At 57.8% G+C, this 14,690-nt stretch carries 11 protein-coding genes and 1 pseudogene; 11 read left to right on the top strand and 1 reads right to left on the bottom strand.

The features are described 5' to 3' along the window. Positions 1 to 20: 20 nt before the first annotated feature. The 5 genes from ACYQ6M_RS16080 (at position 21) to ACYQ6M_RS16060 (ending at position 6,806) form a co-directional block, all read left to right on the top strand. Positions 21 to 1,043 (top strand): DNA-directed RNA polymerase subunit alpha, encoded by a 1,023-nt coding sequence (locus ACYQ6M_RS16080; protein ID WP_006936426.1) that lies wholly within the window; start codon positions 21 to 23, stop codon positions 1,041 to 1,043. 81 nt (positions 1,044 to 1,124) lie between these two features. Beyond that, positions 1,125 to 1,550, top strand: a complete 426-nt coding sequence (rplQ, locus tag ACYQ6M_RS16075) for a 50S ribosomal protein L17 (protein WP_055654713.1) — start codon at positions 1,125 to 1,127, stop codon at positions 1,548 to 1,550. 261 nt (positions 1,551 to 1,811) lie between these two features. Further along, positions 1,812 to 3,914, top strand: a complete 2,103-nt coding sequence (locus tag ACYQ6M_RS16070) for a methyl-accepting chemotaxis protein (protein WP_022998252.1) — start codon at positions 1,812 to 1,814, stop codon at positions 3,912 to 3,914. 127 nt (positions 3,915 to 4,041) lie between these two features. After that, on the top strand, positions 4,042 to 5,493 hold the full coding sequence (locus ACYQ6M_RS16065; protein WP_152506390.1) for a DegQ family serine endoprotease: 1,452 nt from the start codon (positions 4,042 to 4,044) through the stop codon (positions 5,491 to 5,493). 8 nt (positions 5,494 to 5,501) lie between these two features. Further along, positions 5,502 to 6,806 (top strand): replication-associated recombination protein A, encoded by a 1,305-nt coding sequence (locus ACYQ6M_RS16060; protein ID WP_077292685.1) that lies wholly within the window; start codon positions 5,502 to 5,504, stop codon positions 6,804 to 6,806. 18 nt (positions 6,807 to 6,824) lie between these two features. On the opposite strand, the pseudogene ACYQ6M_RS16055 reads toward ACYQ6M_RS16060, so the two are convergent. After that, positions 6,825 to 7,646 (bottom strand): annotated as a pseudogene (locus tag ACYQ6M_RS16055) (adenylate/guanylate cyclase domain-containing protein); the annotation flags it as partial. A 488-nt stretch (positions 7,647 to 8,134) separates the two neighbouring features. Here ACYQ6M_RS16055 and ACYQ6M_RS16050 point away from each other — a divergent pair. The 6 genes from ACYQ6M_RS16050 to ACYQ6M_RS16025 all read left to right on the top strand — a co-directional run bounded on the left by ACYQ6M_RS16050 (position 8,135) and on the right by ACYQ6M_RS16025 (position 14,669). Further along, complete coding sequence (locus ACYQ6M_RS16050) at positions 8,135 to 10,528, top strand: patatin-like protein (protein WP_460074614.1); 2,394 nt, start codon at positions 8,135 to 8,137, stop codon at positions 10,526 to 10,528. Positions 10,529 to 10,630: 102 nt separating this feature from the next. Beyond that, complete coding sequence (locus tag ACYQ6M_RS16045) at positions 10,631 to 11,416, top strand: sterol desaturase family protein (protein WP_055654709.1); 786 nt, start codon at positions 10,631 to 10,633, stop codon at positions 11,414 to 11,416. Continuing rightward, a complete protein-coding gene (locus ACYQ6M_RS16040; RefSeq protein WP_460074613.1) occupies positions 11,413 to 12,195 on the top strand; it encodes a sterol desaturase family protein in 783 nt (260 codons plus the stop codon). Before ACYQ6M_RS16045 ends, ACYQ6M_RS16040 begins: the two co-directional genes overlap by 4 nt. 56 nt (positions 12,196 to 12,251) lie before the next feature. Beyond that, positions 12,252 to 13,040 (top strand): sterol desaturase family protein, encoded by a 789-nt coding sequence (locus ACYQ6M_RS16035; RefSeq protein ID WP_022998259.1) that lies wholly within the window; start codon positions 12,252 to 12,254, stop codon positions 13,038 to 13,040. Between the two features lie 102 nt (positions 13,041 to 13,142). Continuing rightward, positions 13,143 to 13,526, top strand: a complete 384-nt coding sequence (gene crcB, locus ACYQ6M_RS16030; RefSeq protein WP_460074612.1) for a fluoride efflux transporter CrcB — start codon at positions 13,143 to 13,145, stop codon at positions 13,524 to 13,526. Between the two features lie 123 nt (positions 13,527 to 13,649). Further along, positions 13,650 to 14,669, top strand: coding sequence for an RluA family pseudouridine synthase (locus ACYQ6M_RS16025; RefSeq protein ID WP_035909367.1), 1,020 nt, complete (start codon positions 13,650 to 13,652; stop codon positions 14,667 to 14,669). The last annotated feature ends 21 nt before the right edge of the window (positions 14,670 to 14,690 follow it).

Raw genomic sequence — 14,690 nt, 5'->3', positions numbered from 1 at the left:
ATAGCCGAAGGGACGAAAACGTGACCATTCAAAAAAACTGGCAAGAACTGATCAAGCCGACCAAACTCGAGATCAAGCCGGGTGAAGACCCGCGCTTCTTGGCAACCGTCGTTGCCGAGCCGCTCGAGCGTGGCTACGGTCTGACCCTTGGCAACGCGCTGCGCCGTATCCTGCTGTCTTCTCTGCAGGGTGCCGCTGTGACTGCCGTTCAGATCGATGGCGTTCTGCATGAGTTCTCGTCGATCCCGGGTGTCCGGGAAGATGTCACCGACATCGTGCTGAATATCAAGGAAATCGCCATCCGCATGGAAGGCGAGGGTCCCAAGCGCATGGTCGTGCGCAAACAGGGCCCGGGTGTTGTCACCGCCGGCGATATTCAGACTGTTGGCGACGTTGAGGTTCTCAATCCGGAACTGGTGCTCTGCACGCTGGATGAAGGCGCTGAAATCCGCATGGAATTCACCGTCAACACCGGAAAGGGCTACCATTCTTCCGATCGGAACCGTCCGGAAGATGCGCCGATTGGCCTTATCCCGGTCGACAGCCTCTACTCTCCGGTCAAGAAGGTCTCCTACAAGGTGGAAAACACCCGTGAAGGCCAGGTTCTTGACTATGACAAGCTGACCCTGACTGTCGAAACCGATGGTTCCGTCAAGCCGGAAGACGCCGTGGCATTCGCTGCACGCATTCTGCAGGATCAGCTCTCCATCTTCGTCAACTTCGAAGAGCCGCAGCGTGAAGTCGCCGAGGACAGCGTCCCGGAACTGGCTTTCAACCCTGCGCTTCTGAAGAAGGTCGACGAGCTGGAACTGTCTGTACGGTCTGCAAACTGCCTGAAGAACGACAATATCGTGTATATTGGCGATCTCATTCAGAAGACCGAAGCGGAAATGCTGCGGACCCCGAATTTCGGCCGCAAGTCGCTGAACGAAATCAAGGAAGTTCTCGCCCAGATGGGTCTCCATCTCGGCATGGAAGTTGCCAACTGGCCGCCTGAGAACATCGATGATCTCGCCAAGCGCTACGAAGACCATCAGTACTAAGGGCGTACGCGTCCTGTGAGGATCAACCGGGCAAGAGTTCAACCAGAAGAACTGACTGCCTGAAAGAAAAAGGAGAGGGCCATGCGCCACGGTAAATCCGGCCGCAAGCTCAACCGGACCTCTAGCCACCGTAAGGCTATGTTCGCGAACATGGCAGCGTCGCTGATCAAGCACGAACAGATCGTAACGACCCTGCCGAAGGCTAAAGAAATGAAGCCGATCATCGACAAGCTCATCACCCTGGGCAAGCGCGGTGACCTGCATGCACGCCGCCAGGCCATTTCGCAGATTCGCGATGCGGCAATGGTTGCCAAGCTGTTCGAAACGCTCGGTGAGCGTTACAAGGACCGCAGCGGCGGGTATTCCCGCGTGCTGAAAGCCGGCTTCCGCTATGGCGACAACGCTCCGATGGCTGTCATCGAGCTGGTCGACCGTGATCCGGAAGCACGCGGTGCTGAAGACCGTGCTCGCGTTGAAGCTGAAGAAGCAGCTGAAAACGCAGCGTAATAATTGCCTCAATGGCAATCGGGAAAGGCGGGCAGATTTGCCCGCCTTTTTTTGTTGTCTTCGTGACTGTCCGCCCAAACGTATTCGTTTCGAATAATGAGACCGCAATTATCAATGATTTAAGGAAAACTGCCTAGCTTCTAGCCATGCCTCCTGGACTAGTGGGAGAGGCTGGGGAGATTTACTGTGATAGCCAAAACGAATTCCGCTTCTAAGAAGAGGTCGCCTTCTCTTCGACTTTCTTTTGTTATTCCGGCTCTGATGATCGTGATTACAGTCGCCGCATGTGCGGCGGTGGGTGTCATCGGCTACATGACCGGTCGCGACGGATTGCAACAAGCGGCAGAAGCCGAACTTGGCATGGTCATCACAGCGCGTAACGCGCTCCTGCAATCGCGCCTGCACGCAGCTGAATCCCAGATCGTGAACCTGGCGTCCAGCGTGTCGGATCCGTTGAGCAACCTCGGCAACGCGACCATGAACCTTGCCAAGGAAAAAGACGAAATTCTTGGTCTGTTCCAGGCGCCGCAGAGCCCTGAAGAACGTGCAGCGGTCACAGGCAAGGAACAGAAAACAATGTATGCCTGGCGCCACACCGAGGCGCACCCGGCCTTCTACAATGTCTGGAAGAACGGCGGCTTCGCAGATCTTTATCTGCTCGATAACGCCGGTCTCATTCTTTATTCGGTCACCAAGGGTGACGAATTCCTGTCCAAGCTTGGTGAAGGCAGTGTTGCCGAAGGGACCGGCCTGGAGATGGTCTACAATGCTGCCAAGGAGCTGGGTGAGGGGGAGATCGCTGCCAGTGTCTTTGCACCCTATACCCCTGCCGGAGGCAAGGGCTCGCTGTTCCTGGCATCGCCCGTGTTCATGAATTCGTTCGGTACGATCAGCCTCAGCGGTGTTGCGGTCATGCGGATCGATTCCGATTTCCTGAGTGAAGTTGTCGCGAACCGTGAAGACCTCGGGGAAACCGGTCAGGTTTACGTGATCAACCAGGACGGCCTCGCGCTCAGCGACATGCCGCTTGCAGGTGCACCGACCGCGCTCAGCACCAGCGTTTCCAGCGGACCGGCGATTGAAGCTGCCGCCGGCACCGCTTCAGCCGGTATCGTTCAGGGGGCTGATGGCGTTGATGATCTTGTCGTTGCCCGTCCGCTGGCCTTCCAGGGCCAGAACTGGGCCATCGTTGCGGAGAAGAGTGTTGAAGAAACGCTGTCTGCCGTCATTCGCATGCGCGATCAGATGTTCCTCTGGTCGCTTGCAACAATTGCCGTTGCAGCCGTCATTGCCCTGTTCTTCTCCCAGTCGATCACCCGTCCTCTCACCACGCTTGTAGGGGCTCTCAATGCGATTGCCTCCGGTGATCTTGGTGCAGAGATCAAGGCTGCGAACCGCAAGGACGAAATCGGCGACATCGGCCGGGCCGTTCTTCAGATCCGCCAGAACGCAGCCGAAGAAAACGAGCGTCGTGCAGCCGAGGAAGCCGATGATGCAAGACGTCAGGCAGAGCAGCGCCAGGAAATGCTGGCAAGCCTTGCAGGCGACTTCGAAGCGACCGTCGGCACCGTCGTCGACAAGGTGGCTCATACCGCTGCAACCTTGCGCGAATCGGCGAACAAGATGCGCAGCATGACCGACATGGCAGGCGAAACATCTGCCAATGCGGCCACCATGTCGGAAGAAACTCTGGCCGAAGTGGAATCGATCGCAGCAGCTTCCGATCAGCTTTCCAGCTCGATCCAGGAAATCTCGACGCTGATCGAACGCTCTTCCAGCGTTGCTGCCGAAGCAACCAAACGTGCGGAAACGACCAACGATACAGTGCGGTCGCTTGCGGAAGCTGCCAACCGGATCGGCGAAGTTGTCACGTTGATTTCCGATATCGCCGACCAGACCAACCTTCTGGCCCTCAACGCCACCATTGAAGCCGCACGTGCCGGTGAAGCCGGCAAGGGCTTTGCGGTGGTTGCCTCCGAAGTCAAGGATCTTGCGTCCCAGACAGGCAAGGCAACCGGCGAAATCCAGCAGCAGATCGACGCCATCCGCGGGGCGACCGACGATGCGGTTGATGCCATCGGCGACATCCAGAAGACTATCGACGAGATTACAAAGTCGGTGAGCGAAGTTGCTGCAGCTGTTACCGAGCAGAGCTATGCGACGCAGGGCATTGCAGAGAACACTCAACGAGCCGCCGGTGGAACCTCCAAGGTTACCGAGGACATCCGCAACGTTTCTTCTCTGTCGAACGATACCAACATGGCTGCACAGAACTTCTCCGAAGAAGCAGCGGACATGGCATCGAAAGCTGAAGAACTGGATCACGAAGTGCGCAGCTTCCTTGCGCAGGTTCGTTCGGCCTGAAGTAAGCCTGCATGATGAAAAAGGGGCCGCCGGAAATCCGGCGGCCCCTTTTGTATTTGCCTCTTTTCCTCCCTATCTGCCATGTATCGCGATGGATATGAGAAGATTCGAAAAAGAGGCACCCGCCATGCGCCTGGTTCTGACCAGCTTTACGCGTTCCCTTGTCATAGCGGGCCTGGCCGGCCTGATCGGTATGTCTGCTGCGCTTTCGCAGACTGTGCAGCCGTCTCCGGCCGATCTTCGGCTTGTTCCGCAAAGCGATGCGCAGATCAAACTCTCCTTCGCGCCAATCGTGAAAAAGGTCGCGCCGGCGGTGGTCAACGTCTATGCCAGCCGTAAGGTGGTCCAGCGTCGGCAAGTGTCGCCCTTCATGGACGATCCCTTCTTTCGCCGGTTCTTCGGCCAGCCCGGCGGGAACGACAGGCCACGGCAGCGGGTTGAATCGTCCCTTGGATCCGGCGTCATCATTTCGAGTGATGGTACGGTGATCACCAACCATCATGTGATCAAGGACGCGGACGACGTTCGCGTCGCCCTGAACGACCGTCGTGAATTCGATGCCGATATCGTTCTCATGGACGAACGTACCGACCTCGCGGTGCTGAAGATCCGGGGTGATGGACCTTTCGAAAGCATCGACTTTGCGGATTCCGACAGCCTTGAAGTCGGCGACATCGTGCTTGCCATCGGTAACCCGTTCGGTGTCGGCCAGACGGTTACCCAGGGCATCGTCTCGGCCACGGCTCGCACGCAGGTCGGCGTGACGGACTTTCAGTTCTTCATCCAGACCGACGCTGCAATCAACCCGGGCAACTCCGGCGGTGCGCTTGTCGATATGACCGGCAAGCTGGTTGGCATCAACTCGGCCATCTATTCTCGCTCCGGCGGCTCCAACGGTATCGGCTTTGCCATTCCGGCGCATATGGCGCGTTTCGTTGCGAAAGCTGCCGATCATGGCGGCAAGGTGCAGCGGCCCTGGCTTGGCGCCACAGTGCAGCTGGTGAATGCCGAAATCGCTGAAGCGCTGTCTCTCGACCGGCCACGCGGTGTGCTTGTAACGGCAGTCTTTGACGGTTCACCTGCCTTTGAGGCCGGGCTTCGGGTCAGCGATCTGGTGATTGCGGTTGACGGCAAGGAAGTGACCGATCCCAATTCCTTCGGCTATCGTTTTGCAACAAAGATGATTGGCGAACAGACCGATTTTGTTGTCCTGAGGGACGGTGCGGAACAGCATGTGACCGTGTCGCTGCAGCCGGCTCCCGAAACCATTCCACGGGATACGCGTGAACTTGTCGACTATTCGCCCTTCGAAGGCGCGACGGTCATGAACCTTTCGCCTGCCGTTTCCGAGGAACTTGGAATGGAAGGGATTTTCGACGGTGTCGTGATTGCCGAAGTGAAGCGCGGCAGCACCGCGGACCGTGTGGGGCTTCGCCCGGGCGACATCATCCGGGGCATCAACCGGCAAACCGTCGAAACCACCGAAATGCTGGAAGGTATCACCAAGAAGCCACCGCGCGTTTGGCAGCTCGATATCGAGCGGGACGGCAAGGTTTCACAGCTCATCCTGCGCGGTTAGGAGACAGTGTGAGCGATCTGTTCGAAGCTTCCGGACTAAGCCAGTCCGGCCCGCGGCCACTGGCGGACCGGATGCGACCGACCAAACTTGCCGATGTGGTCGGGCAGGATCACCTGCTCGGGCCGGAAGGCACGCTGTCGCGCATGCTGAAGACGCGGACGCTTGGTTCGTTGATCTTCTGGGGACCACCGGGTACCGGCAAGACAACCATTGCCCGGTTGCTGGCCAATGAAACGGACCTTGCGTTCGAACAGATCTCGGCGATCTTTTCCGGTGTTTCGGACCTGAAGAAGGTGTTCGAAACGGCTCGCGCCCGGCGCATGAGCGGCAGGGCAACGCTGCTCTTCGTAGACGAGATCCATCGGTTCAACCGGGCGCAGCAGGACAGCTTCCTTCCGGTGATGGAGGACGGCACGATCACGCTGGTTGGTGCGACCACGGAAAACCCGTCCTTTGAGCTTAACGCGGCCTTGTTGTCGCGCTCTCACGTCATGACGTTCCATTCCCTTTCCGCGGACGCCATCGAAAAACTGCTGGCGCGGGCAGAGGAGTTGGAAGAGCGTAAGCTGCCGCTTGACGAGGAAGCCCGACGGGTGCTGATCCGCATGGCCGATGGCGACGGCCGCTCTTCTCTGACCCTGGCCGAGGATGTCTGGCGCGCCGCAGGAGAGGACGAGGTCTTCGATGCCGAGCGCCTGCAGGAAATTGTCCAGAGACGGGCGCCGATCTACGACAAGAGTGCTGACGGCCATTACAATCTGATTTCCGCGCTGCACAAGTCCGTGCGGGGTTCTGATCCCGATGCCGCCCTCTACTGGTTCTGCCGGATGCTGGATGGCGGGGAGGACCCGCTCTATCTTGCCCGGCGTCTTATCCGCATGGCGGTTGAGGACATCGGGCTGGCCGACCCCAATGCACTGGTGCAAGCCAACGCAGCCCGTGACGCTTACCAGATGCTCGGGTCGCCCGAAGGGGAATTGGCGCTTGCGCAGTCGGTGATCTATCTTGCAACGGCGCCGAAATCGAACGGTGCTTACGTGGCCTACAAGGCGGCGATGCGGGATGCCAAATCCAGCGGCTCTCTACTGCCGCCCAAGCATATTCTCAACGCGCCCACCAAGCTGATGAAGCAGGAAGGGTACGGCGACGGCTATCAATACGACCACGATGCTCCCGACGGCTTTTCCGGTCAGGATTATTTTCCCGAGCAGTTGGGCCGCAAGACCTATTACGACCCACCCCAGAGAGGGTTTGAGCGGGAACTGAGAAAACGTCTGGAGTTCTGGGACAAGCGGCGCAAGGAACGAGGCTGATCCGAGTAGCCTGAAAGATCAGGCGGTTTCGGTTGATGTCAGACGGTCGAGGGCGCTCTTGAGTGTGGCGATCAGCCTGTCCCGGTCTTCCGGTGCCATCGTGTCGGAAATCTTGTCCAGCTGGCGGGACACCAGGTCGACCTCCAGATCATCCTTGACCGGAACGGGTTCCTTCAGGCCGATTACCTCGTAGGTGGAGACCGGATAGGCAATCCCCTTGACGTTGACTTCACCATTTTCAGCGCATTTGATCTGCTCTTTCACCTGCGAATAGGTTTCGAAGGAGATCAGGATAGAGCCTGGTGTGGCAAGGCTTTCCAGGCGTGAGGCCGTGTTCACGCCACGTCCGATGATGGTGTAGTCCAACCGATCTTCGCTGCCGAAATTGCCCACGGTGCAATAGTCCGTATGGATCCCCATGCGGCATTTCATCGGTTTGGAGATACCGGCTTCCCGCCAGGCACCCTGGAGAGCCTTCATCCGGTCCTGCATGTCGATGGCCATGCGTACGCAGGCAAGCGCGTCCTCGGTCACACCACGTGTTTCCGGGTCACCGAAAAAGATCAGGATGGCGTCGCCGACGTATTTGTCGATGGTCGCGCCGTAGCGCAGCGCGATATTCGACATCTCCGTCAGATACTGGTTGAGGATTGCCGTGAGTTCTTCTGATTCAAGCCGGTCCGCCGTTTCGGTGAAGTCGGCGATATCGGAGAAGAAAACCGTCAGTTTCTTGCGTGTGGACGCAATCTTGACTTCCTGACGGCCTTCGAAAATGGATTGATAGACCTGAGGCGAAAGGTATTTGGCAAGCTGCCGCGAAAGTGCCTCGAGCTTGGTGGATTGATCCGCCAGCTGGTCCTCGACCGCTTCGCCATGCTCGATGGTCGCCTCGTACAGGAGGCGCAGATCTTCCAACTCGGATCGCAGATAGTCGTTCTCTTCCTGCAGGGATTGCAGCGAGGTCGTCTGTTCGGCTTGCCCGGTATCATCGGAGCTTTGGGCAGCTGTATCTACACTCTTGGCCATTTCATTCCGCGTCGAAAAGGTCTGGTCTCATTGTCTGTTTTATAATGCTGAACTTTAAAGAATCACTGTCGGATCCATGAACTATCTTAGCGGAATATACAGGTCAGGCGGGGGAAAATCGTAGCAGGCTTCAGAGCGCCAAGTTCCCGGCAAGCCTCGTCGTCAAACCATGTTTGCATAGAAGTGATCGGGCGAGAGCATAGTTCCGCCATGTCTTGATTGGCGAATGGAAAGGTCCGCCGCATAAAGATAGTAGCCATTCTTTCGTGTTAGGACTTCAACATGTTCCCCACGGTGACCTCATGAAGGAAATCGAACTCAGATTGGCGCTGGTGTTTTATGGCGGCGTTTCGCTTGCCATCTACATGCATGGCGTAAGCCGGGAAATCCTCAACCTTGTTCGGGCGTCGAGCGTTCGCCTTGACCGCAAGTCGAACGGTTCTGCCCAGGAAGTACCCGATCAGGAGCTTCCTCCGGTTCAAAGTGCCTACAAGGATCTGCTCGATCTGTTGTCCTCCGTTGCCGACATCCGGGTGGTGGTTGACGCAATTGCCGGTGCGTCTGCAGGTGGCGTCAACGGCATCATGCTTGCGCGGGCCATCACCCACGACCTGCCACTCGACAGCCACAGCGAGATGTGGCTGGAAAATGCCGATGTCACGCGTTTGGCCCGGCCGCAGGCCGGTTTGTCCCGGTACCTGAAGATTTCCATTTCGCCGGTGCTGGATCAGCTGATTTCCACACGGCTGACAAAGCAGATAGAAAGCGCGGAAACGCGCGAGAAGCTGCGACTGTTCATGCAGGCGCGTTGGTTCACACCGCCGTTTTCCGGTGAACGGTTCATCAGCTGGATGCTGGATGCCTGCCAGAAGATGGAGGACGGTGCCGTGCCCGGCCGCAGTCTGATCCCGCGTGGTCAGACGCTCGACCTGTTCGTGACGATCACCGATTACAACGGCATCAAGCGACGCATTCACCTGGACGATCCGGACTATGTCGAGGAGTGGGATCATCGCCGGATCCTGAGTTTCCATGCCGCGCACAGAATGCCAGGAGATATCGAAAGCCAGTTCGATGCCGACAGCATTCCGGAAATTGTCTTTGCGGCTCGTGCGACGTCCTCCTTTCCAGGGGCGTTCCCTCCTGCAACGGTTGCGGAAATGGAGCGGGTGCTGGTCGATCACGACCTGACGTGGCGCAACCGGGATGCGTTTCTTGCAAGAGGGCTGAACCTGACGTCCGAAACAGCCGGTCAGCATTGTTTTGTCGATGGAAGCGTCGTCATGAACAAGCCCTTTGCGCCGGTGATTGACGTTATTCAGGATCGGCCAGCGGTGCGCGAAGTTGCCCGGCGGCTGATCTATGTGGATCCGTCACCAGTGGTTCCGGTCGAAACGGATAGCTCCGTTTCGGAGCTGCCCGGGTTCTTCCGCGTGATCCTGGCTTCGCTCGCTCATATTCCGCGCAATGAGCCCATCGGCGATGATCTGAAAGAGCTTGAACAGAACAACCGGCGCAGCCGCTGGCTCTCGCAACTGATTGATGATGCGGGGCCGATGGTGGAAAAGGCGGTGGCGGGCATTTTGCCAAAGCGGCGCCGGGTGACACCTGACATTCTTTCGTTCTGCCGCAAGCAGGCAACCGTGGCCGCATTCGAGCAGGCAGGGTTCGCCTTTCTCAATTATCAGTCCCTGAAACTTCATTCCCTGGCTGAGCGGTTGGCTGGTCTGACGGCGCGGCTCAGCGAGCTGGACAGTGCACGTGGCCAGGAAGAAGCCCTTCTGGGACTGTACTCGCGTCATACCAGCCGCCTGACAGCCGAGAGCAAGGACATCCTGGGGCGCACGGACCCGCATGTTGTTGCCTTGTTGCGCGGGCTGGATGTCGACTACCGGATACGCCGGCTTCGCTTTGCGGTGCGCAAGCTCAACGGCTTCTATCACTATCGTCCGGGCTCCGACTTACCGCCGCCCAATTTCGAGGCGCTCGATCAGATGAAGGGATTGCTCTACGAGCAGATCGATCATCTGGGTTGGCGCTGGAATGACCGGTTTTTCGGTGGCCGCAGTCGGGAACTCGCCGAAACGTTCGTTCGGGCAGCGGAGGCGGGTGGTCCGGACGCTGCCGAGCATGTCCAGCCAATGCTGAAATCCCTGACACAGATGATGGGGCTTGCCGATCTGGACAGGCTTCAGGACGAACTCTTTGCCGAGACGGCCCGAAACCTTCTCGACAAGAGCCGTCACACATCCCTGATGGGGACCTATATCGGGTTCGGTTTTTTCGATCTGATCACCTTTCCCGTGTTGCAGCGCAACGACTTCTCTGAGGTGACGGAAATCCTGGTCGACCGCATCAGCCCGACCGACGCGGCAAGCCTTTATACGGAAGGTTTCGACCTCAAGGGCAAGTCCCTGAATACGTTCGGTGCCTTCTTCAATCGCGGCTGGCGGGAACATGATTATCTGTGGGGACGTCTCAACGCCGCCGACAGGCTGGTCAGCATCGTGCTGTCTGCGGCAGGTGAGGGCACTTTGCCGCAGATCCAGGTAAACCAGGCGCGTGCACGGATCTTTCTGGCGGTTCTGGAAGAAGAACGTGGCAAACTTTCTGATATTCCAGAGGAAATAGACCGGGTCGACAAGCTGGTCCGTTCGATCTATCCCGATTTCGCTCATGTGACGGAAAGCGTCTGACCGGGTAATATTCATAATTTGGCAAGTCATTCCTTGACGTGAGGTCCGCTCTTTCGCTACGCACAAAAGTGGCCAGGGAATTGCGCGTGGATATTTGAGTTGATGACTTTTATTGCCGAACATTTTGGGACCGGCCCGGAGGTGTTTCTGGGTTTCTTTCTGGTGCTTTACGCTTCCAGCTTGATCGTGCTGTTCACGACCGGTCTGACCATGACGGTGATGAACAGGCGTCACCCTGACCGCAAGATCCAGAAACGCCAGCCGACCCACGATGCCCTGCGCGATATCAAATCTTCGATGGGGCAGCTGTCGATCACGAGCTGCTGTCTTTCCATCGGCCTTTATGCCCAGCTGCGTGGCTGGACGCTGTTCGACCCCGTCGCGTTGTCCTGGTGGTCGGTGCCGTTGTTCTTCGTCATCTCGTTGGCCCTGCACGATACCTGGTTCTACTGGGGGCACCGGATCCTGCACACCAAGATGTTCTACCGTTTCCACAAGCCGCACCACATGACGGTGACACCGACAGTGTGGTCCAACGATGCAGGCTCCAGTGTGGATACGCTGTTCGCCCATTCGTATTATGCGCTTGTGCTGTTCGTCGTGCCAATTCCGCCACTGGTTTTCCTTGGCCACCGGTTGTTCGATCAGGTGTCGGCCGCCATTGGCCATTGCGGCTATGAGCATTTCGCAAGCCCGAGCGCACGCAAACCCTGGCCACTGCTGTGCACGCTCTACCACGACCAGCATCACCAGTATTTCGTCTACAACTACGCCAACTACTTTTCCTTCTGGGACCGGTTCTGCGGCACCATCCATCCGACCTATGACGAACGGGTGGAAGGGTTCGAAGCGCTTTATGCCGGCACCGGCAAACAGGAAAAATCATGATGGGGCTATTCGTCGAATACCTCATCGTTCTGGCACTCACCTACGCGGCCATGGTGGCGGTCTATTTCGCGACCGGGTTCACGATGATCGCGATAAATGCCCGTCATCCTGACCGGCGGATCCAGAAACACCGCGACGGCATGAAACGCCAGGCCGAGGAAATCCGTGCCTCCATGAAGGCGTTGGCGACATCTTCCGTCCTGCTGTCGTCCGGATTTTTCGCGCAGATCCAAGGTTGGACGCTGTTCGCTCCGCTGGAACTCAGCTGGTGGTCGTTTCCGCTGATGTTCGCCGTTTGCTTCGTCCTGTTTGATGCCTGGTTCTATTGGGGGCACAGGATTCTTCACTGGCCGTCGCTCTACAAGTTCCATGTGCCTCATCACCGCTCGATCGCACCGACGGTCTGGAGCAACGACAGCTCGACCACGGTCGACACCCTGATCGAGCATTTTTTCTATTTTCTGGTCTGGTTCGTGCTGCCGGTGCCGGCCTTGAGCGTTTTTGCCCTGCGATTGTTCGACCAGATTTCAGGCATGGTCGGCCATTCAGGCTTTGAATATTTCGCGTCCAAGTCGTCGCGATTCCCTTCGCCGCTGATTTGCACGACGTTCCATGATCTGCATCATTCGCAGTTTCACTACAATTACGGTAACTTCTTCTCGTTCTGGGACCGGATCTGCGGAACGGTGCATCCGAAGTACGATGTGCTGGTGCGGTCCATGGAAGAGACCGGGGAAATTCCGGATTCGGAAGAAACGAAAGTCAAGGCAACCGGGTAAGCCCGCACAGTAATCACATGTGTCAGCCAACCGACCAAATGGATGTATGAAGAGATATGCTCGATCAGGCGCTGACGATATTGCTTGAATTCCTGCCGATTTACGCGGCGTGCTACGCTGTGAACGTGTTCCTGTATTTTGCGACCGGCTGGGTGCTGGTGAAGATACAGGACCGGCACCCGGAGCGGCGTATTCAGCAGAATCGGCGTGGTGAAAAGCGCATGTGGAAGGAAATCCGGGCCAGCGTCTATTCGTTAACCGTGACCGCGGGCTGTCTTGCCGGCGGCATCTTCCTTTCGATGAAGGGCTGGACCCTGGTCGCGCCGCTGGAGCTGACCTGGTGGTCGGCAATCCTGATGTTTGTCGTGTCCATCCTAGCTTTCGACACCTGGTTCTACTGGGGCCACCGGTTCATGCATACGAAGGCGATGTACCGTTTTCATGCGGAACATCACCGCTCGGTCGCGCCGACTGTCTGGAGTACCTATTCCGACGATCTGGTCGATGCCTTTGTCATGCAGAGCTATTATCTGTGGGCGGTCATCTTCCTGCCGATCCCGATCCCCGTGCTCATCGTTCACCGGCTGTGGGACCATTTCAATGGCACAATCGGCCATTCCGGTTTCGAATTCTGGGCGTCGCCGATGTCGCGTATGCCTTCGCCGATGGTCTGCGTGACTTTCCACGACCAGCACCATTCGCGCTTCCGCTACAATTACGCCAATTTCTTTTCGTTCTGGGACCGTGTCTGCGGCACCATCGACCCGAAGTACGATGAACAGGTCAAGGTGTTTGAACAGATGGGCGAAAAATCGGCTGCAAAGCCGGCGGCTCCCGGCGAATAGGGCTTTCCCTGACCCGGCAGATTCCGTGATGGTTCACCCATGCATGGATTGAACTCGGCGTATTCAGGGACGGCTGGGACCAGTTAGAAGCGGGGCGACGGTTTGAAACATCTTTTGCTGGTGATGCTGGGCGGTGGTCTGGGTGCGGGCGGACGGCATCTGGTGTCGCTTGCGACGCTCCGTTTGTTTGGGACGGGTTTTCCTGTCGGAACTCTAACTGTCAACGTCGTCGGCTCACTGGCCATGGGGCTTTTCATCGGTTGGCTGGTTCGCCATGAGACCGGCAACCTGCAGTCATTGCGCTATTTCGTGGCGACCGGCTTCCTCGGCGGCTTCACGACGTTCTCCGCGTTTTCGCTCGACACCTCAGTGCTATGGGAGCGCGGCGACACGCATCTGGCACTCATGTATGTTCTTGCCTCTGTCGCCTTGTCCATTCTTGCCGTGTTTGCCGGACTGATGATCATGCGCCAGGTCGCAACTTAAGAATTCCTTCCCTTTCGGGCCGATTCCGCCTATACGCTGCGGAACGAATTTTCCCCCCGCCTTGATGCAGGGGCGATGGATGCGCGTCACGGCGGCAGGCCGGATGCCGAATTTGAGAAAAACATGTCCGCGATTGAACAGAAACAAGTGTCCGCCGATGAGGCGGGCATGCGCCTCGACCGTTGGTTCAAGTCCCATTACCCGGGCCTTGGATTTGGTCATCTGCAGAAACTGCTGCGTACGGGGCAGGTCCGCGTCGACGGCAAGCGTGCCGAGACGAACACCCGTATCGCCAAGGGGCAGATGATCCGTATTCCACCTCTCGGGGTGGAACTTCCGGCGGACGACAAGAAGAATGCCAAGCCGAAATCCACCAAGCTGATTGCTGACGACCGCAAGGCCATTGAGGACATGCTGCTGTTTGAAGACAGCCAGGTAATGGTGCTCAACAAGCCGGCAGGTCTTGCTGTTCAGGGCGGTTCAGGCCTCAAGCGCCACCTGGATGGCATGCTGGACGCCTATACCGACCGCAAGGGCAACAAGCCGCGTCTGGTGCACCGTCTTGACCGTGAGACCTCCGGCATCATTCTGGTTGCCCGTACGCGTCAGGCCGCGCAGGAACTGACGAAGGCCTTCCGTCACCGGAATACCCAAAAGATCTACTGGGCAATCCTGGCGGGTGTTCCGAAGCCGTTTCAGGGCCGCATTTCCACCTTCCTGGCCAGAAATGACGGCGAAGAACGCATGCAGATCGTTCGTCAGGGCGACGATGAAGCACAGCACGCCGTGTCGCTCTATTCCGTCTTCGAAAAGTCCGGCCAGAAGCTTTCCTGGGTGACGATGAAACCGGTGACGGGTCGAACGCACCAGTTGCGCGCACATGCGGCCCATATCGGCCATCCGATCATCGGTGACGACAAGTATTTCAATATCGAGAACTGGGAGCTGCCGGGTGGTATCCAGAACCGCCTGCATCTGCTGGCGCGCCGGATCGTGATCCCGCATCCGTCGGGCCATGGCACGATCGATGTTTCGGCGCCGCTGCCGCCGCACATGCAGCAGACTTGGAATCTGCTTGGATTTGATGCAACGGACTATGATCCGGAAGTGGATGATCCCGACGACGCGCTCAACAAGCGCTGATAGCGCTTCTCTGCTTTGCCA

The organism is Roseibium sp. ROS1 (assembly GCF_054658215.1).
Note: the sequence above shows the minus strand (reverse complement) of the source record. Positions and strands in the feature narration are given on the sequence as shown.

Bases quoted from the DNA above. Each gene is read 5' to 3' on its own strand.
- ACYQ6M_RS16045 (WP_055654709.1), top strand. From the start codon at position 10,631: ATGACTTTTATTGCCGAACATTTTGGGACCGGCCCGGAGGTGTTTCTG.
- ACYQ6M_RS16035 (WP_022998259.1), top strand. From the start codon at position 12,252: ATGCTCGATCAGGCGCTGACGATATTGCTTGAATTCCTGCCGATTTAC.
- ACYQ6M_RS16050 (WP_460074614.1), top strand. From the start codon at position 8,135: ATGAAGGAAATCGAACTCAGATTGGCGCTGGTGTTTTATGGCGGCGTT.
- ACYQ6M_RS16025 (WP_035909367.1), top strand. From the start codon at position 13,650: ATGTCCGCGATTGAACAGAAACAAGTGTCCGCCGATGAGGCGGGCATG.
- ACYQ6M_RS16040 (WP_460074613.1), top strand. From the start codon at position 11,413: ATGATGGGGCTATTCGTCGAATACCTCATCGTTCTGGCACTCACCTAC.
- ACYQ6M_RS16070 (WP_022998252.1), top strand. From the start codon at position 1,812: ATGATCGTGATTACAGTCGCCGCATGTGCGGCGGTGGGTGTCATCGGC.
- ACYQ6M_RS16065 (WP_152506390.1), top strand. From the start codon at position 4,042: ATGCGCCTGGTTCTGACCAGCTTTACGCGTTCCCTTGTCATAGCGGGC.
- rplQ (WP_055654713.1), top strand. From the start codon at position 1,125: ATGCGCCACGGTAAATCCGGCCGCAAGCTCAACCGGACCTCTAGCCAC.